Annotated in this window: 21 protein-coding genes, 2 tRNA genes and 1 other RNA gene; all 24 read left to right on the top strand. The window is 47.1% G+C overall.

The annotated features are described in order from the left end of the window. Nucleotides 1-2,218, top strand: a 2,218-nt coding sequence (locus tag NTY76_01285) for a hypothetical protein (GenBank protein MCX5677728.1), incomplete at its 5' end; no start/stop codon positions are given. Between the two features lie 202 nt (nt 2,219-2,420). Next, nucleotides 2,421-2,792, top strand: coding sequence for a hypothetical protein (locus NTY76_01280; protein ID MCX5677727.1), 372 nt, complete (start codon nt 2,421-2,423; stop codon nt 2,790-2,792). A gap of 165 nt (nt 2,793-2,957) precedes the next feature. Then, nucleotides 2,958-3,470, top strand: coding sequence for a CvpA family protein (locus NTY76_01275; GenBank protein ID MCX5677726.1), 513 nt, complete (start codon nt 2,958-2,960; stop codon nt 3,468-3,470). A 103-nt stretch (nt 3,471-3,573) separates the two neighbouring features. Beyond that, a complete protein-coding gene (locus NTY76_01270; protein ID MCX5677725.1) occupies nt 3,574-4,530 on the top strand; it encodes an NGG1p interacting factor NIF3 in 957 nt (318 codons plus the stop codon). Beyond that, nucleotides 4,531-6,279, top strand: a complete 1,749-nt coding sequence (gene dnaG / locus NTY76_01265; GenBank protein ID MCX5677724.1) for a DNA primase — start codon at nt 4,531-4,533, stop codon at nt 6,277-6,279. Nucleotides 6,280-6,317: 38 nt separating this feature from the next. Beyond that, entirely contained in the window at nt 6,318-8,027 is a 1,710-nt protein-coding gene (gene rpoD, locus NTY76_01260) for an RNA polymerase sigma factor RpoD (protein ID MCX5677723.1), read from the top strand. Between the two features lie 65 nt (nt 8,028-8,092). Further along, nucleotides 8,093-8,169 (top strand) — tRNA-Ile (locus NTY76_01255). 94 nt (nt 8,170-8,263) lie between these two features. After that, nucleotides 8,264-8,340 (top strand) — tRNA-Val (locus NTY76_01250). Between the two features lie 67 nt (nt 8,341-8,407). After that, nucleotides 8,408-9,121 carry a hypothetical protein gene (locus tag NTY76_01245; protein ID MCX5677722.1) on the top strand — a complete coding sequence of 238 codons (714 nt, stop codon included), beginning with the start codon at nt 8,408-8,410 and terminating at the stop codon, nt 9,119-9,121. Then, the gene (locus NTY76_01240) at nt 9,111-9,527 is read left to right on the top strand and encodes a ribonuclease HI family protein (protein ID MCX5677721.1); all 417 of its coding nucleotides are present in this window, start codon (nt 9,111-9,113) and stop codon (nt 9,525-9,527) included. Before NTY76_01245 ends, NTY76_01240 begins: the two co-directional genes overlap by 11 nt. Nucleotides 9,528-9,594: 67 nt before the next feature. Next, an RNA gene (gene rnpB, locus NTY76_01235) (RNase P RNA component class A) lies at nt 9,595-10,001 on the top strand. Nucleotides 10,002-10,211: 210 nt separating this feature from the next. Further along, a complete protein-coding gene (mraZ, locus tag NTY76_01230; protein MCX5677720.1) occupies nt 10,212-10,661 on the top strand; it encodes a division/cell wall cluster transcriptional repressor MraZ in 450 nt (149 codons plus the stop codon). Between the two features lies 1 nt (nt 10,662). Further along, complete coding sequence (locus NTY76_01225) at nt 10,663-10,851, top strand: hypothetical protein (GenBank protein MCX5677719.1); 189 nt, start codon at nt 10,663-10,665, stop codon at nt 10,849-10,851. Nucleotides 10,852-10,873: 22 nt separating this feature from the next. Continuing rightward, a complete protein-coding gene (rsmH, locus tag NTY76_01220; protein ID MCX5677718.1) occupies nt 10,874-11,749 on the top strand; it encodes a 16S rRNA (cytosine(1402)-N(4))-methyltransferase RsmH in 876 nt (291 codons plus the stop codon). 5 nt (nt 11,750-11,754) lie between these two features. After that, nucleotides 11,755-12,135 (top strand): hypothetical protein, encoded by a 381-nt coding sequence (locus tag NTY76_01215; protein MCX5677717.1) that lies wholly within the window; start codon nt 11,755-11,757, stop codon nt 12,133-12,135. Nucleotides 12,136-12,316: 181 nt separating this feature from the next. Next, entirely contained in the window at nt 12,317-13,861 is a 1,545-nt protein-coding gene (locus NTY76_01210) for a penicillin-binding transpeptidase domain-containing protein (GenBank protein ID MCX5677716.1), read from the top strand. Between the two features lie 2 nt (nt 13,862-13,863). Beyond that, nucleotides 13,864-15,321 (top strand): UDP-N-acetylmuramoyl-L-alanyl-D-glutamate--2,6-diaminopimelate ligase, encoded by a 1,458-nt coding sequence (locus NTY76_01205; GenBank protein ID MCX5677715.1) that lies wholly within the window; start codon nt 13,864-13,866, stop codon nt 15,319-15,321. Nucleotides 15,322-15,332: 11 nt separating this feature from the next. Next, nucleotides 15,333-16,691 carry a UDP-N-acetylmuramoyl-tripeptide--D-alanyl-D-alanine ligase gene (locus tag NTY76_01200; protein MCX5677714.1) on the top strand — a complete coding sequence of 453 codons (1,359 nt, stop codon included), beginning with the start codon at nt 15,333-15,335 and terminating at the stop codon, nt 16,689-16,691. A gap of 1 nt (nt 16,692) precedes the next feature. Further along, nucleotides 16,693-17,781, top strand: coding sequence for a phospho-N-acetylmuramoyl-pentapeptide-transferase (gene mraY / locus NTY76_01195; protein ID MCX5677713.1), 1,089 nt, complete (start codon nt 16,693-16,695; stop codon nt 17,779-17,781). A gap of 16 nt (nt 17,782-17,797) precedes the next feature. Continuing rightward, the gene (gene murD / locus NTY76_01190) at nt 17,798-19,192 is read left to right on the top strand and encodes a UDP-N-acetylmuramoyl-L-alanine--D-glutamate ligase (GenBank protein ID MCX5677712.1); all 1,395 of its coding nucleotides are present in this window, start codon (nt 17,798-17,800) and stop codon (nt 19,190-19,192) included. Beyond that, the gene (gene ftsW, locus NTY76_01185; GenBank protein MCX5677711.1) at nt 19,189-20,283 is read left to right on the top strand and encodes a putative lipid II flippase FtsW; all 1,095 of its coding nucleotides are present in this window, start codon (nt 19,189-19,191) and stop codon (nt 20,281-20,283) included. Before murD ends, ftsW begins: the two co-directional genes overlap by 4 nt. After that, entirely contained in the window at nt 20,280-21,383 is a 1,104-nt protein-coding gene (gene murG / locus NTY76_01180; protein MCX5677710.1) for an undecaprenyldiphospho-muramoylpentapeptide beta-N-acetylglucosaminyltransferase, read from the top strand. Before ftsW ends, murG begins: the two co-directional genes overlap by 4 nt. A 1-nt stretch (nt 21,384) precedes the next feature. Beyond that, on the top strand, nt 21,385-23,694 hold the full coding sequence (gene murC, locus NTY76_01175; GenBank protein MCX5677709.1) for a UDP-N-acetylmuramate--L-alanine ligase: 2,310 nt from the start codon (nt 21,385-21,387) through the stop codon (nt 23,692-23,694). After that, nucleotides 23,691-24,608, top strand: coding sequence for a D-alanine--D-alanine ligase (locus NTY76_01170; protein MCX5677708.1), 918 nt, complete (start codon nt 23,691-23,693; stop codon nt 24,606-24,608). The genes murC and NTY76_01170 overlap by 4 nt, the downstream gene beginning before the upstream one ends. Nucleotides 24,609-24,617: the final 9 nt, after the last annotated feature.

The following is a 24,617-nucleotide window of genomic DNA, read 5'->3' as shown; positions in this document are numbered from 1 at the left end:
AAAAGACTTCGATAAGATGAAAGACGGCGATGTGGGAGAAGTGCATCTTGCCACAGAGTATCAGAAGATCGAGCTCGGGATAGTAAGCCATGAATTACCGGATCTCGGCGAAAGGATGGCCACTTACCTGGAAGGGTTAATGAGGGATAACCCCAAGTCATATGCTAAATTCCTGCCTATGTGGGAACTGGCATTTGGTCGCAGAACGCTTGCTCTTGGAACTATAGAACCAGACGATCCGGATAGAGAAACGAAGAATAAACTTTATAATGAGCTGGCAGCGACTCAGTATGAGAAGACGAGAGAAGAGATCATAACCGAGATATTAGGCGATAGTATGCCCAAAGGCCTCAAAGGAAAATTGAAAGATCTGGTAAAAGAGCTTCCGGGTCCATTCAAGAGAGAACTGATGAACCTGCCCCAAAGGGTCCGCAACATTGTAGACAAGGCTCTTTACGAGGAATTCTCGACGATACTTGAAAAACTGGGAGCGAGCAATACCAAAGAGCTCATCGAAAAGATAATTCCTTTCGCTGGGTATCCTGTAATAACGCCTCCGAGATCGCAGGCGCTTCAGAATGCGGTGGAACGAAGCGCTGTCGGACCGTTAGAGGCCCAGAGCGTAGACGAACTGCTCAACAGGATTGATAATACAACCCAGGTTACGAAAGACTCTGTTGTAGTTACCAATCATGGCAGGTTCGTTGAAAGGACAGTAGATTATCTGGCCCTTACCGCCGGTTTAAGCGGAGATTCCGACACAAGAGCGGCTGCTCAGACACTCTTGGATGAATTAGCCGCTAGCTTTAATTTCAAGTTTGGTTCCTCTAGCGATTTAAATATGTTTGCTGGAGAAGGGAAAGAGAAAAACTTGTATTATGCTACGATCATTCCCGTATTTAACGGTACGACGGCCATGTATGACAAACTCCGGGATTCATTCAAGGCAGTTAAAGAAAGTCAGAAAGAAGCCATTATGTTAGAACTTGCTATGTCAAAAACACGTGCTTCCCGAGAAGAGCTTTCAATATTTACCGCGTCCATTATCGCGGCAGCCATTCGAGAAGGTTATGAAGGTTTAATCTTCGTCCAGGGAGACCATTATCAGGTCAGCGGGGAGGGATTGGTAGAAAGAGAATTAAGAGGTGTCGCGGGTCCGCTTAGGCAGGCCATTTTAGATGCGGGTGGGGCTAGTATAGACATAGACACTGGTATTTATCCAAAGCTTTTGAAGGCGGGGGATAAAGATGCCATCGAGACGGTCTTAGGGGTAAAGGATAATGTTGTTGATCAATATTTAAACCGTCATCCCGAGCTTGTCAAAGACCTTAGCGGCGAAGGTGTAAAATTACTTCGCTTAGGGTTAGCGGTACAGCTTGGTTTTGGACATGACGCGATTGCAGATACAACGCAACCTGTAAGAAGCTATGCTCAAATAATGGCTAGCGATGGAAAAGGAGAGCACTTTGCTACGGGCTATCGACAAGAAGTAGCGCCTGGCAAGAAGAGGCCGGTGGCTCTTCAGAAAGCGATAGCGCAGAGAGATTTCGGGATATCGGAAGATATCAGTGATGCGACAAAGGAAGTGGAATTCCTGACCACAGGGGCAGTGGCCACTTCGACCACCAAGCTTACAAGCGCTCCCGACTTAAGCAAGATTGTTGTGATTATGAAGACCGATCTGCCGATGGCAGTTACAGTGGGAGCTGAAGAAGAGTATAGCAATACGCTGCTGCAAGAGTATCATAAGATGAAGCAGGAGCTTAAGAAGCATTTTGCGAATGGCGTTATAGAGGTAACGACAAAAGAAGAGCTTGAAAGGGAGATGGCATTGCTAATAGGCAGTGGCTTCAAGGTTATTGTGCTGGATGACGGAACCCTCACCAAAGATGTGAAGGATGGCGACATTCAGGGTAAGGCAGGCGAGAATTATTGCGTGGTCACCACCGATGCCGTCAAAAATTCCGATCCTCTGATGGTCCCGTTTATAAATCTGAACGCGATGGCTATGATGGGCGTCGGAGTGCTTAATAAGGACGTGACTCTGTTCGAGATAGCATATAAGATATTTACCGGCAATGAGGCTCCGAAGGAGATCGTCGATAGTTTGACGAAACAGGCATTGTGGATCATAAAGGTCCTGCCCAGAATAATCAAGCTCACCGGCGCTATCTATGATCATAAGAAGATCAGGGAGCTGTTCTTAGCGGCGGCATAACAGAGTTAATTTACGGTAACTCGAAATATTGTAGGGCAGGCTTATTAGGCCTGCCCTACTTTGTTAGCATTTAAAAAAGCAAGATTATGAGCCTTGACGCTCTAGTTTTTATCAGGTATACTTGCTATGTAAAGGAAGAGAAAGCTATTTTTTTTAATTAGAAGATAAAAAGTTTTAATAAGTATTAGCCCGGAGCACACAAATGAGAGAAGTAGTTTATAGAAACCTGACTTCGATAACCTCAAGAAAAAAAGACATCTTCCTGCAAGAGGTCTTCGAAAAGGATGGTGTGACCGCGAAGACCGAAAGAAGGTGTCTATATTTTGTAAAAGATATAATTCATCTTGACGCTTCCGCCGATCTGCAGAAATGGGTAGCAAAACAGGGCGAATCAGGAATGATAAATAAACGGCAATTCTATATCTTTAAACAGCATAGTGACTCGCCCGGCGAGGATAAATTTATCTGTAAGATACTCGGTAATTTTTACGCCATTGTAGGTAATTCTATCTACGTTATAGCATTTTTACAGTCATTTAAGATCCGCTTCTCAAAGAATATCTTGACCGGATAGGAGAAGATGGCGCAGATAAAATTCTGCATATAAATACTAAGAATACAAGCTTAAGAGGCTCTTAAAGGTGGTGATTCTTTAAAGGAGCCTCTTCTTTTTTGCCCGTTATCTTGACAATAATATAATAGTATGATACACTTATCTTTTAATTACCTTCGGGCTATTATGGATATACTGACCAGAATAAATTGGGTAGACATTTTAATCGTAATTATAATGGCGCGAATAAGTTACATCGCTTTGCAGGATGGACTGAGCCACGAAATATTTCCCCTGATAGGCACTGTAATGACAGCTGCCATAAGCATGCGTTATTACCATGATTTGGCTCTGTTTATTCAGGGTATAGCGGGCATACCCACGCAGATCCTGGAAGTATTGGCTTTTATTGTGTTGGTCATAGGCATAGGACTGATATTTAAATTAGCCCGATTTTTGGTCGATGCGCTTCTTAAAGTGACATGGCATCCATTTGTAGAAAAGTTTGGCGGCCTTATCTTTGGTTTTCTAAGGGCATCGGTTACGGTAAGTATTTTGCTCACGGCAATGTCACTTATGCCGCTTTCATATTTGCAGTATTCGATAAAGGATAAATCCCTTTTAGGCCCTTATTTTATGAAGATAGCTCCGGAAATCTCCAATAAGACAATGTGGGCTTTTCCGGTAATAACGAAATAGCAGACCTTTAGAACGGGTCCCAAGAATGCATTTTTTATAATTTGAGCATTCTCGGGACGATTTTTTCTAAAGAATTGAAGCAACGCAAAAGCCGGAGGATTTGATGAAACTGATCGACATTTACCGCAATGCCGTGAGAAAAGGCATCTCAAAGGATCCGCGAAAACACTCTGAAATAACGCAGGAATTCAATAGCGCGAAGAGAGAGTACAAAAAACTAAAAGGGCCGGATAAGCGTGCTTTCGATACCGAGCGCTTTGTTAATCCTTACGCCGATACGAGAATTTTGTATGGCGATCCGCAGATAGATATAAAGACCATAATGGTCGGAATCGATATGGAGGCGCCAGAGCTACTTGTCGCCGATAGGCTTAATGAAAGAGGTAATCCGGTAGATCTTGTTATGGCGCATCATCCGGAAGGCTCCGCATGGGCGAATTTGTATGATGTTATGAAGCTCCAGGCCGCAATGCTCGCGAAGTTTGGCATACCTAAAGAAGTCGGTGAGACAATGCTGAAAGAGAGAATGGGTGAGGTCTCCAGATCGCTTGCGCCGGCTAACCATCTAAGGAACGTCGATATAGCGAGGCTGCTCGATATTCCGTACATGTGCTGCCATACTCCGGCCGATAATCATGTCGCCAGCTATCTGCAGAAGATGTTTGACAGGAAGAAACCAGCTAAGCTTTCTGATGTTGTCGCCATGTTGAAAGCTATCCCGGAATATGCTGACGGGCTGAAAAAAGGCGCGGGCCCCAGAATCCTTATAGGCGATCCTGATAAAAAGGCCGGCCGCATATTTGTAGACATGACCGGCGGCACGGAGGGCCCGAAGAAGATATTCCCGCGCTTATCTCAGGCGGGCGTGGGGACGATAGTCTGCATGCATTTAAGCGAAGAGCATTTCAAACATGCCAAGGATGAGTATATCAATGTCGTGATCGCGGGCCACATAGCAAGCGATGCGATAGGGTTGAACCTTCTTCTCGATGAGCTGCAGAAGATGGACAAAGGCATAAAGATAATTCCCTGCTCGGGGTTTGTGCGAGTGAAAAGGTAAATGGCAATACCGGAAACGATAATAGAACAGGTTCAGGCCAGAAGCGACATAGTGGAGGTGATCTCCCGTTACGTGCCGCTAAAGAAGGCAGGCAGGAACTTTAAAGCTCCGTGTCCGTTTCATCACGAGAAGACCCCGTCTTTTGTCGTAAGCCCGGACAAACAGATATATCATTGTTTCGGCTGCGGCGCCGGCGGAAATGTATTTTCTTTTTTAATGAAACAGGAGAACCTCCAGTTTCCGGAAGTGATCGAAATGCTGGCGGAGAACGCGGGCATTGTTCTGCCCAGGGAGATATCGAAGGGAGGCCCGAGCGAGCTGGATAGCCGGCTCTATAAAGTAAACGAGCTGGCCTCGCAGTTCTTTCAGACAAATTTAGTCAATGACAGTACAGCCAGAGAATATCTTACCACGCGCGGCGTGGGCGAAGAGATCATAAAGAAATTCAAGATAGGCTGCGCTCCGGACGCATGGGAAGGGCTTTTAAATTACTTAAAGTCAAAGGGCATTGAGGCAAACCTGTCGGAGAAAGCGGGCCTTGCCGTCTCTAACGAGAAGGGCGGCCATTACGATCGTTTCAGGAATAGGGTAACTTTTCCTATCATAGATCTTAAGGACAGGATACTGGGTTTTGGCGCGCGCATCATGGATTCGAGTCTTCCGAAATACATTAATTCGCCCGAGACTCCAATATATTCGAAAGGCAGAAATCTTTACGGGTTGAATTTCAGCCGCGACGCGATTAAGAAAAAAGGACATGCGCTGATCGTTGAAGGATACCTGGATTATCTTGTTCCGTATCAGGCCGGGATACAGAATATAATAGCCACTTTAGGGACCGCATTGACGGTCGATCAGGCTAAGCTTCTTAAGAGGTTCGCGAAGACGGTGGTGCTGGTATACGATTCGGATGAGGCCGGAGAGTCAGCGAGCATGCGCGGTCTGGATATATTCGTAAGCGAAGATATGAATGTTTATATAGCCGAGCTTCCGAAAGGGCTCGATCCGGACAGTTATATCCGGAAGAACGGCGCGGAAGATTTTATCAAGCTTATAAAGTCCAGTAAGAACATATTCGATTATAAGTTCGACAAGCTCTCTAAAAGGTTTAATTCCGCCACGACCAACGGCAAGGCAGGCATAGTGAATGAGATGCTTCCGACCATCTCAAAGATAGGGAACGCCGTCGCTAAGAGCGAGATGATAAAGAAGCTGTCTAAGTCATTATCCGTCGACGAGGATGCCGTTAAGGCAGAACTGAAGAAAGTCAAGCCGGACTTCAGCGAGCGAAGATCGATTATAGTTCCGGCCGAGATCAAACGCGACGTTAAGAAGGCCGAGATCGCGATACTGGCGGTGCTTCTAGATGGTAGGGGAGATTACGCCGATATAGTAAAGCGCGCTCTTCCACTGGAAGAGATAAAGAGTTCCTCGGTGCGTGACATTGTAAACGTGATCCTTTTACTGCGCAAAGATAATAAGGAGATAAACGCGGCACGGCTGATGAACCACTTTGGGTCAGGCTCTGAGAGCACCAGTCTTATATCGGAGGCTGTGAATGTGCTTGACTCGCTGGACGATAAAGAGAAGGCGCTGTATGATTGCATCTCAAGGATAAAGAAGGATAATGTAAAAGACAGGCTTACGACGATTCAGGAAGCGATCCGGATGGCACATAGCCAGAAGGATGAGGTGAAAGTCAAAGAATTGGTGGCGGAGTATAACAGCCTGGTAAAATTAAATAAATAAGGCGCGAGAAGAAGATGGCAAATAGAGGAAGGAAACAGTTGAAAAAAAAGAGAGTAAAACATACGAAGCCTTCGGCCAAGAAACCGATGTCCGGGACGGTCCTTAAGGAAGTCTCGCCTGAAACCGTAAAGAGCGCGGCTTCGCAGCCCAAGAAGAAGCGGTCGAAGGAGCTGGCAGAACTTATAGCTCTCGGCAAAGAGAAGGGGCATCTTACATTTGAAGAGGTAAACAATATCCTGCCGATAGACATAGTCTCTTCCGAGGCGATAGAAGAGATACTGGGAGTACTTGGCGAAGAGAATATTAAGCTTGTCGACAGCGAAGAGGATGCCCTGAAAGAACCTGCCGCTGAACGCGGCGAAGTAGCCGCTGAGGCCTCTTCCGAAACGCATGTTGAGATAGAGACTGTCGGAGAGAAGAAGGAAGATGCCGATAAGGAAGCCCCGCCCGTAAAACTCGCTCATGTAGATGATCCGGTGAAAATGTACCTGCGTCAGATGGGCCAGATAGCGCTTCTCACCAGGAAAGAGGAGATAGAGATAGCCGAACGTATTAAAGACGCCGAGGCGAAGTTCAGGGAAGCGGTGTTAAACGTGAAACTCTCCAAATACAAGGCCATAGAGGTAGCTACCCAGATAATGAGTCTGGAGATAAATCCGGAAGAGTTTATAAATATAGATCCCAAATACAAAGGGGCCAGGCTTAAGAAGAAATTCGATACTCTGATTGAGAAACTGAAGACCACCAGGAATAAATCCGAGATCGCCAGGACTATAAGAGAGATGAACTTAGTCATGTCGGTCATCGAGGAGATCGCTAAGGATATCGAAGTGAGGCTCGATGAATTCTCTAAGTTGGAAAGCGCTATAGCCCGAGCCAGAACCAGGGGCAACAGAGAAGAGGTCAGGAACCTTGTTAAGCGCAAAAAGAAGATGGAGCGCGACTTCGGAGAGCCGGTTGATGATATAAAAGAATATTTCAAATCAATAAAATCCACTGAAGCCAAGTTTACCAAGGCTAAAAAAGAGCTCGTGGGCGCGAATTTGAGGCTCGTTGTAAGCATCGCCAAAAAGTACACGAATAGGGGCCTTTCATTTCTCGATCTCATTCAGGAAGGCAATATAGGCCTCATGAAGGCCGTCGATAAGTTCGAGTATAAGCGCGGGTATAAATTCTCCACATATGCCACATGGTGGATAAGGCAGGCGATCACGCGTTCGATCGCGGATCAGTCCAGGACGATAAGAATACCCGTCCATATGACCGAGACGATAAATAAGTTGATCAAAGTATCGCGTACGCTAGTTCAGCAAAACGGTAAGGAACCGACGCCTGAAGAGATCGCCCACAAGATGAGGATGCCTGTTGATAAAGTGCGCGGTATATTAAAGATTGCGCAGGAGCCGATTAGCCTGCAGACTCCGATCGGAGACGAAGGCGATACACATTTCGGAGATTTCATCGAAGACAAAAGGGCCGTATCCCCGGCGAATGCCACCGCGTATTCGATGCTCAAAGAACAGATGGACGATGTCCTCGGCACGCTCACTGAGCGCGAGAAGAAGGTGCTCAGGTTTAGATTCGGCATCGGTGACGGCTATCCCAGGACGCTCGAAGAGGTAGGGGCTGTATTCAAAGTGACGAGAGAACGCGTGAGACAGATCGAGGCTAAGGCATTACGGAAATTAAGGCATCCTACCAGATCGCGCAAGCTCAAGAATTTTCTCGCGATAGGCATCGACGAATAGCCGCGGCTATAAAATCAGTCTTTACAGCCTATCTTTATTCAGGTATAATAACTTTCCGATTTCGTGGGCCTATAGCTCAGCCTGGCAGAGCAGGAGACTCATAATCTCTTGGTCCAAGGTTCAAATCCTTGTGGGCCCACCATATTAAGTCAGTTTGCTTACAGTTTTATAAGGTGCGCCAGAGTATTTGAAGCGAGGCCGCGCCGAGCGAATAGCGAGGAAAAGAGTGAGATTTCGGACGCGTAGCTCAGTTGGTTGGAGCGCTGCGTTCACATCGCAGAGGTCACAGGTTCGAGCCCTGTCGCGTCCACCATCCTACTTTGCTCTTAAGGCGCTTAGATATTGCAGTAGAGCTTCGTAGGATAAATGAAACGGCTAATATGACAAATGCTGAAGAACAGATAAAATTACTCATAGAATTACAGGGATTGGATTCTCAGATACTTAAGATGGAGGATGAGCTTAATTCTATCCCTGAAAAGTTGGCGAAACTTGAAAGCGATTTTAATGACAAGAGCGCCAATCTTAAAAAACACGAAGATAACGTAAAAGCGCTCCAGCTTAAGCGTAAAGAAAAAGAGGGAGAGCTCCAAACCAAGGAAGATGTTATAAAGAAATACACTTCGCAGATGTATCAGGTCAAGACCAACAAAGAATATACCGCTCTCCAGGAAGAGATCGGCAGGGTGAAGGCCGATAACTCTTTAATAGAAGAGGCCATATTAAAAATATTCGACCAGGTTGACGCCGAGAATAAAGAAGTGGGTGAGCAGAAAGAGCTTCTTAAGAAGGAAGATGCCGCCATGCGTGATGAAAAGAAGATGCTTGACGCTGACGCCTTACGCATAAAGGCTGATTCAGACAAGTTAAAGGTCCAGCGAGCCGAGCTTGGAGCTAAGATCGACCAGAATACGCTTGCCAAGTATGATAGGATATTGGCCAATAAAGACGGCCTGGCTGTTGTTCCTATAGTGGATGAGTCATGCCAAGGTTGTTTCGCTCATATGCCGGCTCAGGTTATAAATGAAGTTAAAATGAAAGCTTCGATCGTCTGCTGCGAGAACTGCACAAGGATGCTTTACATTGAAGAGTAAGAAATTGTACCTCTATACTGACGGTGGCAGCCGCGGTAACCCGGGCCCTTCGGGAATCGGCGTGGTGATCCTTGACTCAAATAAGAAGAAGATCAAAGAAGTATTTAAATATATCGGTGAGGCGACGAATAATGTGGCCGAATATACAGCGCTGGTCTTGGGCCTCAAAGAGGCATTAGTTCTTAAAGCGGCAGATGTAGTGATCTATATGGACAGCGAACTTCTGGCAAAACAACTTAAAGGTGAATACAAAGTAAAAGACGCCAATATGAAGACCTTCTTCGACGAATCTCTGAACCTCCTTAAGAATTTCAATTCGTTCGAGGTGAAACACATAAAACGCGCTAAAAATAAAGAAGCGGATAAGCTCGTAAATAAGGCAATAAATTTAGCGGGATTATTTTAGGGTTTCGATGATAGATTTCGTCCCCAGTTAGATTGGCGGGACGAAGTCCCGAGTTAGACCAAGGACTTCGGTAGACCGGGTGCTCGCTCCATGCTTTAAGCTTGGAGAGGAAAGTCCGGGCTCCATATAGCAGCGTAGCGGCTAACGGCCGTCCGTCGAAAGACGAGGATATAGAGCCACAGAGACGAGTCCATCGTTTCGAAAGAAGCGATGGGGTGAAACGCGGCAATCTCTACGCGGAGCAAGATCAAATAGGTTCCGATCCAGGATCTGCTAGATCCTACTGGAAAACACGTCAGTATCGGAACGGGTAAGGTCGCTAGCGCTGGCCAATGCCTCTGGCATTGACCGCGCATGTCGTTGGCTTTGCCAGCGACTAGAGCCACGGAGCGATTCGTGGTCGAGATAGATGAGCGCCTCATCCCGCCTAATCGCGGGATAAGACAGAACCCGGCTTACAGGTCTACCGATATATTCAGTCTGACTCAGGATATCGTCCCGACAGTTTGAGTGGGGACGAAATATTTATAAAGGACAGTAGATTTATTTCTACTGTCCTTTATTTTTTCCCCTTATATAATAATATAAAAATAGTAATCGGGTGCTTGACAAGGTGGAGGCGCTAGTGTATACTTAAAGCACTAAGTGGTTTAAAGTGGTGTAAAATGGAGGATAGTCCGGAGCATGTTTTACGGTGAGTATGAACATACCATAGATAAAAAGGGAAGGCTCATCATACCCTCCAAATTCAGGGAGGCATTTAGAGAGTATGACGTCGAGAAATTCTTTATCACGCGCGGACTCGACAAATGTCTTTTTATGTTTACGGAGAATGAGTGGAAAACTCAAGAGACGAAATTCAAATCTATTTCGTTTACAAAATCAGAATCAAGAAAGTTTAACCGGCTGTATTTTGCAGGCGCGTCACAGATCGAGTGCGATAAACAGGGAAGGATCCTTATACCGAAGTACCTGAAGGATTACGCCGCGATAAAAAGAGATGTTATGATCATCGGCGTATCCAACAGGATAGAGATCTGGTCTCAAGAGGCCTGGAAATCATATTATGATAATTCCAAGGAATCCTTCGAAGATATCGCGGAGAAGCTGATGACGGAAGAAGGAGGTGGATAATATGCCGAACAGATATGTTAAATCCGTGAAGAAGGGGAAGGATTATCAGGTGAGCATAGATACGCTTATCGAGAGGTTCAAGAAAGTCAGGGCGTTGAACTGTAATCCTGCCGATGTCGGGCTGGAATGTTATATCTGGAATATGTTTTTTGTCAATTCCCGGTCGAACGCGATCTCGAAATTTTTGTAGTGTATCGGAGAATATCCTAAGAGTGCATCTACCGGTAATGCTTGATGAAGTCATAAGCTCTTTGAATCTAAGGCCGGGCTATACAGTGTTGGACGCGACCCTCGGCGGCGGCGGTCACGCCGTTGAAATTTTAAAAAGGATCTCTCCCGGCGGGAAATTGATCGGCCTTGATGCCGATGCATCGGCCGTAACCACAGCCGCGAACGCCTTGAAGACTTTCGGCGCGTCCTGCAGGTTGATAAACGAGAACTTCAGGAATCTGGATAAGGCCCTGCGCTCGGAAGGTGTCCAGCGGCTGGACGCGTGTTTGCTGGATTTAGGAATATCATCGTTTCAAATAGATGACGGGGCCAGGGGATTCAGCTTACAACGCGATGCCAGGCTGGATATGAGAATGGATCCCAGATTGGAAATATCGGCCTGGGATGTTGTGAACAGATATAAAGAAGAGGACCTTGCCGAACTTATAAAGAATTATGGCGAGGAGCGTTTTGCAAGACGCATAGCGCGATACATCGTTTACAACCGGCGCGAAAGCCCGATAGATACTACCACACAGTTAAGATCGCTGGTTCACAGGGCGGTCAAGGGCAAGTGGGGCAGGATAGACCCGGCGACCAGGACTTTTCAGGCGATAAGAATAGAGGTCAATGATGAGTTGGGGGCGCTCGAAGAAGGGTTGAAAAAAAGTATAGATTACCTGGCGAGTTCTCGAAGAATTGCGGTAATATCATTTCACTCTCTTGAAGACCGTATAGTGAAGAATACTTTTAAGTTGCATGCGCTTCACGGAGATTTAAAAATAGTTACCAAAAAACCGCAAACGGCTTCCAGGGAAGAGATCTTAAGCAATCCGCGCGCAAGAAGCGCGAAATTGAGAGTGGCGGAAAGGATATAAGCATCATGAGGGCATTAAGAGCAACGATGATGATAGTTAGCGCGACACTGGTGGCGTTATTGTACGTGCATCAGCAGGTCGAACTGGTTAAGCTTAGTTATTCGATAGAATTGAAAGAAAAAACCCTTAAGGATGTCCTTGACCACAATGAAGGGCTGGGTTATAATATCGATAATTTAGAGGCTCCTAATAGATTGGAAGAGGTCCTTCTCGCAAAGAAGATAGAAGTCGCTTTTCCGAAGAGAGGGCATGTGGTAAGGTTGGCCAGCTCAAAGTACAGCGGAAGTGATCGTCGTCCGTATATATTGAAGGCCTCAAAGAAGCATGATATATTCGCTTTTTTCGATTTTTTAACACCGAAAGCGGAAGCTCAGGTTAGCCGATAATAAGCTTCGGTCGTTTTAAGTTTAAGGATTGCTCTAATTCGTGCATAGCGGAATCTTCAGGGCGCGGCAATTAGCCATCTTTCTTTTTTTTCTCCTATCATTAACCCTTCTGTTAGTGCGGCTTTTCTATATCCAAGGTGTTCAGCAAAACTTCTACTATAAAATCGCAAATGAACAGCATGTGGTTTCGACCGAGGTCCAGCCGAGGCGCGGGACCGTATATGACCGCAACATGCAGATCCTCGCTGTCAATATCAATACCGACTCTGTATTCGCGAACGCTCGCCTTGTAAAAGACAAGGAGGCTTGCGCGAAGGCTTTGTCGGAAGCCTTAAAGCTCGATCAGAAATACATATTTGACAGGCTCTCGCGCGATAAAGGTTTCGTATGGATCAAGAGAAAGATAACGCCCCAGGAATCGGACGAAATCAAAAAGCTTAATATAAAAGGTATCGAACTCGTAGAGGAATCGAAACGAGTCTATCCTGATAAGTCGCTTGCCTGTCATCTTCTGGGCGCGGTGAATATCGATAATAACGGGCTCGAGGGCGTGGAATATAATTATAATAATTATCTTAAGGGCCGAAGCGGATGGCTGATCTCCACGCAGGACGCCAAAAGAAAACTCCTCGAATTATATGAATATGAATTCATCCCGCCCCAGAATGGTATGAACCTTGTTCTCACGATCGACGAAGTCATACAGTCCATTGCCGAGCGGGAGCTCTATAAGGCATATGAGAAACATAACGCGAAGGCGGCTTCAATAGTTGTGATGGACCCGCGCACAGGCGCCATACTGGCGCTTGCTAACTTCCCGAACTTCGATCTGAACGATCTTAACAAGAGGCAGACGGAGTCGATAAGGAACAGGGCGATAAATGATTTCTTCGAGCCCGGCAGTATATTTAAGGTAGTTACCGCGAGCGGGCTGCTGGAAGAGGGGCTGGTCGGGCTGAACGATAAATTTTTCTGCGAGAACGGCGAGTGGAGGATAGGAAGTAAGACGCTGCACGACGTTCATCCCTACGGCACACTGACTTTCAAAGAAATTATTGTGAAATCTTCCAATATAGGTACGGTCAAGGCCGCCAGCGCGCTGGGTCCGGATAAAATGTATAAATATATAAAAGCATTCGGCTTCCTGGACCGCACAGGCGTAGATCTTCCAGGTGAGGTTGTCGGTTTGAACCGCCCTCCCGAGAAGTGGTCCAAGGTCAGCATGTACGCGATTCCGATGGGACAGGAAGTCACCGTCACCGCTATGCAGCTCGTTACGGCCATGTCGGTGATCGCCAATAACGGTTTTTATGTAAAACCAAGGATCGTCAAAGAGATCGTAGCCGAGAACGGCGAAGTTATAAAGACATTTCCTCCCGTAGTGGTTAGAAAGATAATAACGCCTAAAACCGCCGTCTACATGCGCTATATATTGAATGGTGTAGTTGAGATGGGAACGGGAAAGAAAGCCAAGGTGGAGGAATTTAAGGTAGGCGGGAAGACGGGCACTGCCCAGAAGATAGAAGGCGGTACATATTCGCATAGCAAGTTTATAGCGTCTTTCATAGGTTTCGCGCCTTATGATAAGCCGCTTCTGGCGGTAGCGATATGCGTTGATGAGCCGCATCCTGTATACTACGGAGGCGATGTATCGGCTCCTGTATTTAAAGGCGTAGTGGAAGAGACGCTGAAATACCTGAATACAAAAGGACTTAAGGCTATTTAATCATGGATTTGAAAAAAATATTGAGCGGCGTAAAGATAAGGACGGGCGAAAATATCGGCGGTGTCGATATAAGTAAGGTTACGGACGATTCGCGTAAAGTTGAAGCCGGTGATCTCTTTGTGGCTGTAAGAGGTTATTCGCTGGACGCTTCGAAGTTTGTGGACTTAGCGCTGAAAGCTGGCGCAAGAGCTATTGTAACAGAAAAGGATTTTAACTCAAGGCCCGGCGTAGCCAAAATATTGGTTGATGATACACGTTCCGCGATGAGCACCATAGCTGACAATTTTTACGGTCATCCGTCGTGTAAACTTAAAGTCATAGGGATAACCGGGACTAACGGTAAGACCACTATAACCTATCTTATCGAAAGCGTTGTTAAGGCGGCGGGGAAAGCCGATGCCGGCATTATCGGTACGATCAATTACAGGTTTAACGGCAAAGTCTTTACGGCGATTAATACCACGCCGGGCCCTATGCTTCTCCAGGAGATGCTGGCAGAAATGGCGGCTTCGAAGATCGGTTGTGCGATAATGGAGGTTTCGAGCCATTCCCTGGACCAGGGCAGAGTTGACAACATCTTATTCGATGTAGGCATATTTACCAATTTAACGAGTGATCATCTCGATTACCATAAGACAACTACGAATTATTTCAAAGCGAAGAGAAGGCTTTTTGATAAATTAAAAACTAAGGGTCGGGCGGTGCTCAATATGGATGACAAGAAAGTCGCGTCCCTTAAAGGATCCATAAAATCCGGGATAATAACATACGGTATCAAGAGCAAGGCCGATGTTACCGCGGAGAATATAGCGCTTTCGATGGACGGCACGAGATTTACCGTTAATGCTCCCGGCATGAGCTTTGAGATGAGAACTAAGCTTATCGGCATCCATAACGTATCGAATGTCTTAGCGGCTGTGGCGGCCGCGCTTGCCCTTAAAATTCCAAAAAAGGCCATAATAGAGGGCATCGAATCCGTCGATAAAGTGCCCGGCAGGCTCGAAGCCGTAGAGACGGGACAGCCGTTCAAGATATTCGTAGATTTTGCCCATACAGAGGACGCGTTATTCAATGTGCTGAATCTTTTAAGAGAGGTCGCGAAGAGGCGTATAGTGACCGTCTTCGGTTGCGGCGGAAACAGGGATAGGACCAAGAGGCCGCTGATGGGTAAGGTCGCATGTAAATATTCGGATCATGTGATAGTGACTTCGGATAACCCCCGTTTTGAAAAACCGGAGGATATAATAGGCGAGATAGAGGCCGGCATTAAAGGTAAATTCTCAAACTATGATATAATCGCCGATCGAAAAGAAGCTATCTCTAAAGCGTTGGGTTCGGCATTGAAAGACGATATAATAATAATAGCCGGCAAGGGCCATGAGGGTTACCAGATAATTAAGGACAAGATTATGCCGTTTGACGACCGGAAAGTTGCGCTCTCGATATTAAAAAAGTTATGAGGTCTGACAGGATGAAGGTAAGCGAGATATTGAAAATAACGGACGGTAAACTGCTGGCAGGCAAACGCGATACCGATATCGACCTTTCGAAAGTCTCGACAGATTCCAGGATAATAAAGAGGGGAGAGTTCTTTATCGCGCTTAGCGGTCCTAACTACTGCGGAAGCCTTTTCCTGAAAGATGCGTTTAAGAAAGGCGCGCTGGGCGCTATCGTGGAGAGCTCGGATATTTCCGCGATAGATACCGATAAGATACTGATCAGGGTTAAGGATTCCGCAAGAGCCCTGCAGGATATCGCCTTGGCGCACAGGGCGAAGTTCAATATCCCTGTCATATGTATTACGGGAAGTAACGGTAAGACGACCGTAAAAGATATGATAGCGGCTGTCCTGTCCGGGAAATACAATGTCTTAAAGAATGAAGGGACGAAGAATAACCATATCGGTGTTCCGCAGACGCTTCTAAAATTAAAGAAAGAACATGACATCTGTGTCCTCGAGTTCGGCACGAACCATAAAGGTGAGATCGAAGCGCTCTCTCGCATTGCCGGACCCACGCTGGCAGTGATAACCAACATAGGCCCATCGCATCTTGAATATTTTGCGAACCTTGACGGTGTCTATAAAGAGAAGAGGCGTCTCCTTGACTCTCTGGGTAAAGGCGGCATCGCTGTTATAAATGGAGACGATCCGCTGCTGGCGAGAATAAAATCCGGCCGTTTTAAAGTGCTCAGGTATGGCCTGAGGAGATCGAATGATCTCAGGGCATCGGATATCTCGGCTAAGGGGCTTGAGTTGAAATTCAGGGTAAATAACGGAAGAGAGTATCTTCTTAAACTGCTGGGTATGCATAATGTGCATAATGCGCTTGCGGCGATAGCCGTAGCATCGCAATTTAAAGTCGGCCCCGACGCGATAAAGAGAGCCCTTTCAAATTTCAAGCCGGCATCAATGAGGCTCGATCCTTTGAACGTAAACGGAATATTTGTTATCAACGACTCATACAATTCGAATCCGGCATCGATGAAGACCGCGCTCGACGCGATACGCGCCTATAACGGGGGATCTAAATGGATAGTGAGCGGCGACATGCTGGAGCTCGGGCCGGAAGCGGCGCATTTCCACAGGATGGCCGGTAAGCTTATCGCTAATTCTGCCGCGACGGGGCTATTTACATTCGGCAAGCTTTCCAGGCATACGCTATCCGGCGCTTTTGCGAGCGGTATGGAAAAGAAGAGCCTGCGGCATTGCGGTACGCATGATGAGATAGCGGATATACTTAAGACAGTTGCCCGCGAGGGGGATGTCGTGCTCGTAAAGGGCTCCCGCGGGATGAGGATGGAAAAAGTCATAGAAAGATTGAAGGGTTAGGATGCTTTACTATATATTTTATCCGCTTAAGGATCTGTGGTTCGGTTTTAACGTATTTAAATATATAACGTTCAGGGCCGTGATGGCCGCGCTTACCGCGTTCCTGATATCGGTGATATTCGGACCTATCGTTATACGTTTACTCAAGAAGTTGAATTTTGGCCAGTATATCAGAAAAGACCACGTGGAGAGCCTTCATGATCTGCATAAGCATAAAGAGGGCACTCCGACGATGGGCGGCTTACTTATAATATTGGCGATACTGGTATCGACTTTGCTCTGGGCCGATGTACTAAATCAATATGTGCTTCTGACTTTAGCATCATTCCTGTTCTTAGGCCTTGTCGGATTCAGAGACGATTATATCAAGGTAACCAAGAAGAGAAATAAGGGCCTGGGCGCGAAAGCAAAGCTCATTAGCCAGGTGACTTTGGGCGTCGCCATCGCTCTCTACGTCATATACTTTACGCCTATCCCGACCGACCTTGCGCTGCCCTTCACCAAAGGTTTCGTATTAAGCCTGGGGATATTTTATATTATTTTTGTTGTCCTCGTCCTGACGAGCTCCAGTAATGCCGTGAACCTGACCGACGGGCTGGACGGACTTGCCATCGGATGCACGATAGTCGCGGCATTATCTTATGCGATATTAAGTTATGTTACGGGAAATTTTAAACTGAGCGACTATCTTAATATATTCTATCTCGAGGGCGCGGGAGAGCTTACCGTCTTCTGCGCCAGCATGATAGGGGCCGGGCTCGGGTTCTTATGGTTCAACTGCTATCCCGCGACCGTCTTCATGGGCGATACGGGCTCACTTGCCCTCGGCGGAGGTATCGGCGTAGTCGCGGTATTTATAAAGAAGGAGCTTCTGCTGTTCCTGGTAGGGGGTATATTTGTCCTCGAGGCGCTCTCGGTTGTGTTGCAGGTCTTATGGTTCAAGACGACTAAAAATAGATTATTTCTTATGGCGCCTATACATCACCATTTTCAGTTCCTCGGCTGGAAGGAGTCGAAGATAACGATACGGTTCTGGATAGTCGCGATAATCCTCGCGTTATTCAGCTTGGCGACACTTAAACTGCAGTAAAATATAAGGAAGATATATGGAACTTAAAGGCAGGCGGGTAACGGTCATCGGGTTGGGAAATAGCGGAGTGAACGCGGCGCTCTTGCTGTCAAAGCATGGCGCGAAAGTGTTCGCTACCGACGCGAGTATAAACGCGGAACTTAAGAGATCGAGAACGAAGCTTGAAGCTAAGAAGATCAAAGTCGAGCTTGGAGCTCATACGGAATCGTTTGTTAAAGGAAGTGATCTCGTTGTCGTGAGCCCGGGCGTTGAGGAGTCATCCCAGGCCTTGAAATGGGCGTTAGAGCATAAGATAAATATAATAAGCGAGATGGAGCTCGGTTATCTTTTCTGTAAAGGTCGAATAATCGCGATAACGGGAACGAATGGCAAGTCCACAGTGACGACGCTTATAGGCGAGATACTGAAGGATAGCGGAAAGGATATGGTAGTCTGCGGCAATATCGGCAATTCACTTTGCGGCGAGGTGACGAAAATAAAGAAAGAGACTTGGGTTGTGCTTGAAGTCAGTTCCGCCCAGCTTGAGCGTATCGAGAAGTTTAAGCCGCACATAGCCATCATACTTAACGTTACCGACGACCATATGGACCGGTATAAAGACTTTTATGAATATTTCAATCATAAAATGAAGATATTTGCCAATCAGGACCAGGGCGATCTTCTCATCCTGAATTACGATGCCGAGAATCTGAGAAATTTAAAAGGGCTCGCCAGGTCCAACGTTCTCTTCTATGCTAAGGCCCGGCTCGCCACCAACAGTTACGAGATAGCGGCATATGTAAGGGATGAATGGATATGCTGTATTTTCGGAGAAGGCGAGAAAGAGATAATGCACATAAATGATATCAAGCTTAAAGGCCTTCATAATCTGGAGAACGTTATAGTATCGAGCCTGGTCGGGATGATTGTGGGCGCTACAGGAAGATCGATCAGGGATACTGTAAGAAAATTTATGGGCCTTGCGCACAGGTTCGAAACGGTAGATATTGTAGAAGGCGTTGAATATATAGACGATTCAAAGAGCACGACCGTGGATTCTACCAAGAGGGCGCTTGAATCCTGCTCGAAGCCGGTCGTTTTGATAGCAGGCGGTAAAGACAAGCATAGCGACTATAGCGTTGTGAAGAATGTCGTTGAAGATAAGGCCAGGCACGTTGTGCTTATAGGGGAGGCATCCGGCGCCATAAAGAAGGCGTTGATCGAGAGCGCGCTTATACATGAAGCCGGCGACATGGACGGGGCGGTAGAGATGTCGAGTAAGCTTGCTAAGGACGGATGGGTGGTTCTGCTCTCGCCGATGTGCTCCAGCTTCGATATGTATAAGAATTATAAGGAGCGAGGCAATAAATTTAAAGAGGCTGTGAGGAAATTAAAATGCAGGCTTGAAGCCGGCGAAGGCTTGAAAAGATGAGAAGTGTGAGGAGGTCGATATTCTCAATAGTCGCCGTGCTGGTGGGCGTGGGCATAGTCATGATATATTCCGCGAGCGCCATTTACGCGTACAGTAATATGCATGACAGCCTGTATTACCTTAAGAGGCATCTTATATATCTGGCGGCAGGGATCGTGATGATGTTTATAGCGATGTCGGTGGATCTAAAGCGTATCAAAGGACTGTCTAAGCCTATGATGCTGGTATCTATAATGCTCCTGGTCCTTGTCCTCGTCCCGCATATAGGTAAAGAGATATCGGGCGCCAAACGCTGGTTTAAGCTCGGTCCGGTTAACTTTCAACCGTCGGAGTTTGCCAAGATAGCCATACTTATATATATGGCAGACTTCATCGCCAGAAAAAAAGAGCTCGTGAAGAGTTTTATGCGCGGTTATGTGCCGGCGATGTTAGTCCTTGGCACGACGGTGGGACTTATACTGCTTGAACCTGATCTGGGTACAGCGGTAACTATCTCGGTCATAACTATAATGATGTTGTATGTAAGCGGCCTCAGGGTCTCTTATATAATCGCTTCGTTATTGGCCAGCCTTCCGCTGATGTATATGCTTCTCTTCAGGGTGCCTTTCAGGAGGAAGCGTTTAATGATATTCCTGAACCCGTGGGCCGATAAACGGGGCACGGGGTTTCAGATAATTCAGTCGTTTATCGCGCTCGGCTCAGGCGGGTTATTGGGCGTCGGTCTCGGGCAGTCGAGACAGAAATTATTCTATCTCCCTGCCTCACATACCGATTTCATATTCTCGATAATAGGAGAGGAGCTCGGTTTCATAGGTACGGCGTCGGTTGTGGTATTGTTTATTCTATTTGTCTGGGAAGGAATGAAAGTGGTGATGAGGACCTCGGGGATTTTCGAAAAGATGCTCAGTTTCGGCGTGGTGTCGATGATAGCCCTCGAGGCGATAATAAATATAGGCGTGACCGCGGGCGCTCTTCCAACGAAGGGGCTGCCGCTGCCTTTCATAAGCTATGGCGGAAGCGGGCTGATGTTTCATCTGGTGGCGGTCGGCCTATTGCTGAATGCGGCAAAGAGCTGCGAGGCGGTAAGGTGAAGAAGATCATAATAGCCGCGGGTGGTTCAGGCGGCCATATATTTCCGGCGATAGCCCTGGGCCGCTCGATTTCGGCGCTGGATAAAGACGCCGCTATAATGTATATTGGAAGCGATAAGGCCCTCGACAGGAGAATGTTCGAGAAGGAGGGTGTGCCCTTCAGTACCCTTTCAGCGAACAAGCTTGCGTATAAATTTTCACCGGGCATGGTCATCGTATGTTTCAGGCTGCTGGCCGATATATTTAAAGCCTTATCTATGATTCTTTCATACAAACCGGATGTCGTGGTGGGTTTCGGGGGCTATGTATCTTTCCCCGTAATATTTGCCGCCGGGCTGGTCGGCATACCTACAATAGCGCATGAGCAGAACGTGGTGCCCGGTAGAGCTAATAAGCTGCTCTTTAAGTTTGTGAGTAAAATAGCTGTCAGCTTTGAAGAGACTAAAGATGCGATCGGCAGATACTCGGAAAAATGCGTATTGACCGGCAACCCTATACGCAGTGAGATCTCGAAGGGCGATCGCGCTTACGGCATGAAACGTTTTGGCCTGGACGGGAATAAGTTAACGATACTCGTTATAGGCGGCAGTCAGGGCGCGGCTTTCCTTAACAGGACATTCATTGACGCCCTTTCGATAATGGATCCCGGGCAGAGGTGCTCTGTGCAGGTTATCCACATAACGGGCGTTAAAGATTATGAATGGGCGCTTAAGGCTTATGAAGAGCTCGGGATAGATTACAGGGTCCATTCGTTCCTCGACAGGATAGAGGAGGCTTACGCTTCCGCGGATCTTGTGGTGACCAGGTCCGGCGCTTCGGCTATATTCGAACTCGCCTTTTTAAAAAAGCCGATGATACTTATACCGTATCCGTACGCTATGAGCCATCAGCTTGATAATGCGCGTGTCTTCCAGCAAGACGGCGCGGCCATACTGGTAGAGGAGAAGGACCTGAGTGCTGGTATCTTCTCGAATTTAATTCTCGGCCTGATCAAAGACGGCGATAAGATGAGAAGTTTGGGCGAGGCGGCCCACCGGCTCTCCGTTGGGCAAGCCTCAGACAACCTGGCGAGAGAAGTGATCGCTTTAGAGAGAAGATAAAATGCTCAGCAAAAAAAAGAATATACATTTTGTGGGGGTTGGCGGGATAGGGATGAGCGGCATCGCCCAGATCCTGCTGGAGATGGGCCATAACATATCGGGTTCAGATATCGAAAAGAGCCATATAACGGAGCGGCTGGAAGCCATGGGCGGCAGGATGTTCGCCGGGCACAGGGCCTCAAATCTTCCCGGAAGTCTCGATATCCTTGTTTATTCTTCATCCATAACGAAGGATAACCCTGAGATGAAAGAGGGTTTGAGGCGAAAAGCCGGCATAGTGCATCGCGCCCGTATGCTCGGTGAGATATTCAATAGCAAGAAAGGCATCGCGGTTAGCGGCACTCATGGCAAGACCACTACTACCTCGCTTATATCGATAATGCTCGAGAATGCCAGGCTCGGGCCGACTGCGATAATAGGCGGCGAGGTCAGCCAATTTAACGGCAATGCTAAACTGGGCGCCGGGCCTTACGCTGTCGCTGAAGCTGATGAGAGCGACGGTTCTTTCATTCATCTCAAACCCCTCTATGCTGTAATTACTAATATGGAGATGGAGCATCTCGACCACTTCAAATCCCTTGAACATATTCACGCGTCTTACAGGGCGTTCATTGATAACATAAAAAACGGCGGCGCGGTCTTTTATAATGCCGAGGATATGAATACACGGATAGCTATGAAAGGCTTCCGCAAGCATAGCGAAGGATTCGGTTTCTCCAGGAACGCCGATATGTATCCGATCGGCATAAAGATGGATGGGTTTAATACGTCTTTCAGGTGCGTCTATAAGAATAAAGTGCTGGGCAGTGTAAATTTAAGCATCCCCGGCAGGCATAATATATTGAATGCGATGGCTGCCATACTCGTCGGATTAAAACTCGGGATCGCTTTCAAGGAAATAACGCGCTCGATAAAAAATTTTGACGGCGCAAAACGCCGTTTCCAGCTCAGGGCCGATGTCGACGGAGTAATGCTGATAGACGATTACGCCCACCATCCGACCGAGATAAGGGCGGTCCTGGATGCATGTCGTAATTGGAAGCCAAAGAGGGTCGTCGCGATATTTCAACCGCACAGATTCTCACGCACTAAATTTCTTGTGGATGAGTTTGGCAGATGTTTCAAAGGCGTCGATAAGCTGATACTTACCGATATCTATGCCGCAAGCGAGAAGGCTATAAGGGGTGTTTCGATAATGAATGTGTATGATAAAGCGAAGGAGAACGGCATCTCCGATGTCACGGTCTTAAAAAAAGAAGCTATTCCGGAACATGTGATGCGAATAAAGAAATCCGGCGATATGATCCTTGTGCTTGGTGCCGGCGATATAAAGAATGTCGCGGACAGGTTGTCCGATATGCTCAATAGAGAGGTGAGCGCTCCGGTAAACTATTCGCTGAACAAAAAATTGATAGCGGACTTAAAAAGAAAAACGAAGGGCAGAATAGTAACCGGCGAAAAACTTTCACGCCGCACATCCTTCAGGATAGGCGGACGATCGGAAATATGGATCGAGCCCGCAGATGTTAAGGACCTGCGCAAAGTCCTCATCTTTATAGCCAAATATAAGATACTGATGTTCATCATAGGCAACGGGTCCAACGTCCTGGCATCAGATAGCGGTTTTAACGGCATACTGGTTCATCTCGGCGCGGAAGCTTTCAGGAAGATTAAGATAACCGGTGCCAAAGTTACTGTAGGGGCCGGCTTCAGTTTGCCGAAACTTGTGCGGATGGTTTGTGAAAACGGTCTTGGGGGGATGGAGTCACTCGTCGGAATACCCGGCACGACAGGCGGAGCCATATATATGAACGCCGGCGGTCATAAAAATCCGGCCTACAGGAATATCGGCGAGCTCATTACGTCATTAAAAGTTATGGACTACAGAGGAAGGATAAAGACGCTAAAGAAGAAAGATCTTGTTTTTGGTTATAGATCTTCAAACCTTGATCGGTATATAGTGCTGGAGGCCCAACTTAAGCTTGATAGGTCCGAAAGGTCCGCTCTGATCTCAAGCTGCGGCAGGTTTCTGAAGATGAAAAAAGATAAACAGGCGCTCGATTACCCGAGCGCGGGATGCATATTCAAAAATCCGGATAATTCCCAGTTCACATGCGCTCAGATGATAGACATGCTTAAGCTTAAAGGCAAGAGAATAGGCGGCGCCGAGGTTTCCTGTAAGCATGCGAACTTCATAATAAACCGCGGCAACGCCAGCTGTAAAGACGTGCTTGAGCTAGTCGACTTTATAAAAGGCAAAGTAAAAGAAAATTACGGGATAGATCTTGAATTGGAAGTGAAACTGATATGAGCCTTACGAGGATAGGGAGGGTAGGGGTGCTGGCGGGAGGGCCTTCGAATGAGCGCGAGATAAGCCTGAGAAGCGGCCGGGCTGTGCACGCGAGCCTTGTTCGTAAAGGCCTTGACGCCGTGCTTCTTGATGTGCGGAATGATATTAAGAGCGTGATCGAAGAGAATAAGATCGATATAGCCTTTATCGCGCTCCATGGAAGGTTTGGTGAGGACGGCACGGTCCAGAGGATATTAGAAGATATGAAGATACCTTATACAGGATCCCGCCCTGAGGCTTCGAAGACCGCATTAGACAAAGTCCTGACGAAATCCGTCTTCGAGCGCTCAGAGATACCATCGCCGCGCTATATAATATTTGAAAAAGATGATTTCAATCCGGAGGACTGCTACCATCTGGGCTTTCCGATGGTGGTGAAGCCCCATCTTGAAGGTTCGAGCATAGGTCTTTCAGTCGTCAACGATAAGAATGCCCTTGTTGCGGCGATAGATAAAGCTTTTGAATATGGCGAGCTGGCGCTCATCGAAGAGTATGTCGCGGGACGGGAACTTACCGTAGGTATATTGGACGACGAACCTCTTCCTGTGATAGAGATCGTTACGAAAGATAATATTTACGATTATAAGGCAAAGTATGCCGACCTGGAAACGAAGTACCTTGTGCCAGCTCCGCTGGATGAGGAGACGGCCAAGCGGGCGCAGGCGCTTGGAAAGAGCTCTCATCTGGCTCTCGGATGCAGATGTTTTTCACGCATCGATATGATCATGGACTCTTCATCCAGGTTCTTTGTGCTTGAAGCCAATACCATTCCCGGCATGACGGAAAGGAGCCTGCTGCCGAAGGCAGCGCAGGCAATTGGCTTGAGTTTTGACGATTTATGTATTAGACTGGTCGAGAATGCTTTGATTGCATAGGCGGATGAT

The organism is Candidatus Omnitrophota bacterium (assembly GCA_026387175.1).
Classification (GTDB): domain Bacteria; phylum Omnitrophota; class Gorgyraeia; order 2-01-FULL-45-10; family 2-01-FULL-45-10; genus CAIMPC01.
Note: the sequence above shows the minus strand (reverse complement) of the source record. Positions and strands in the feature narration are given on the sequence as shown.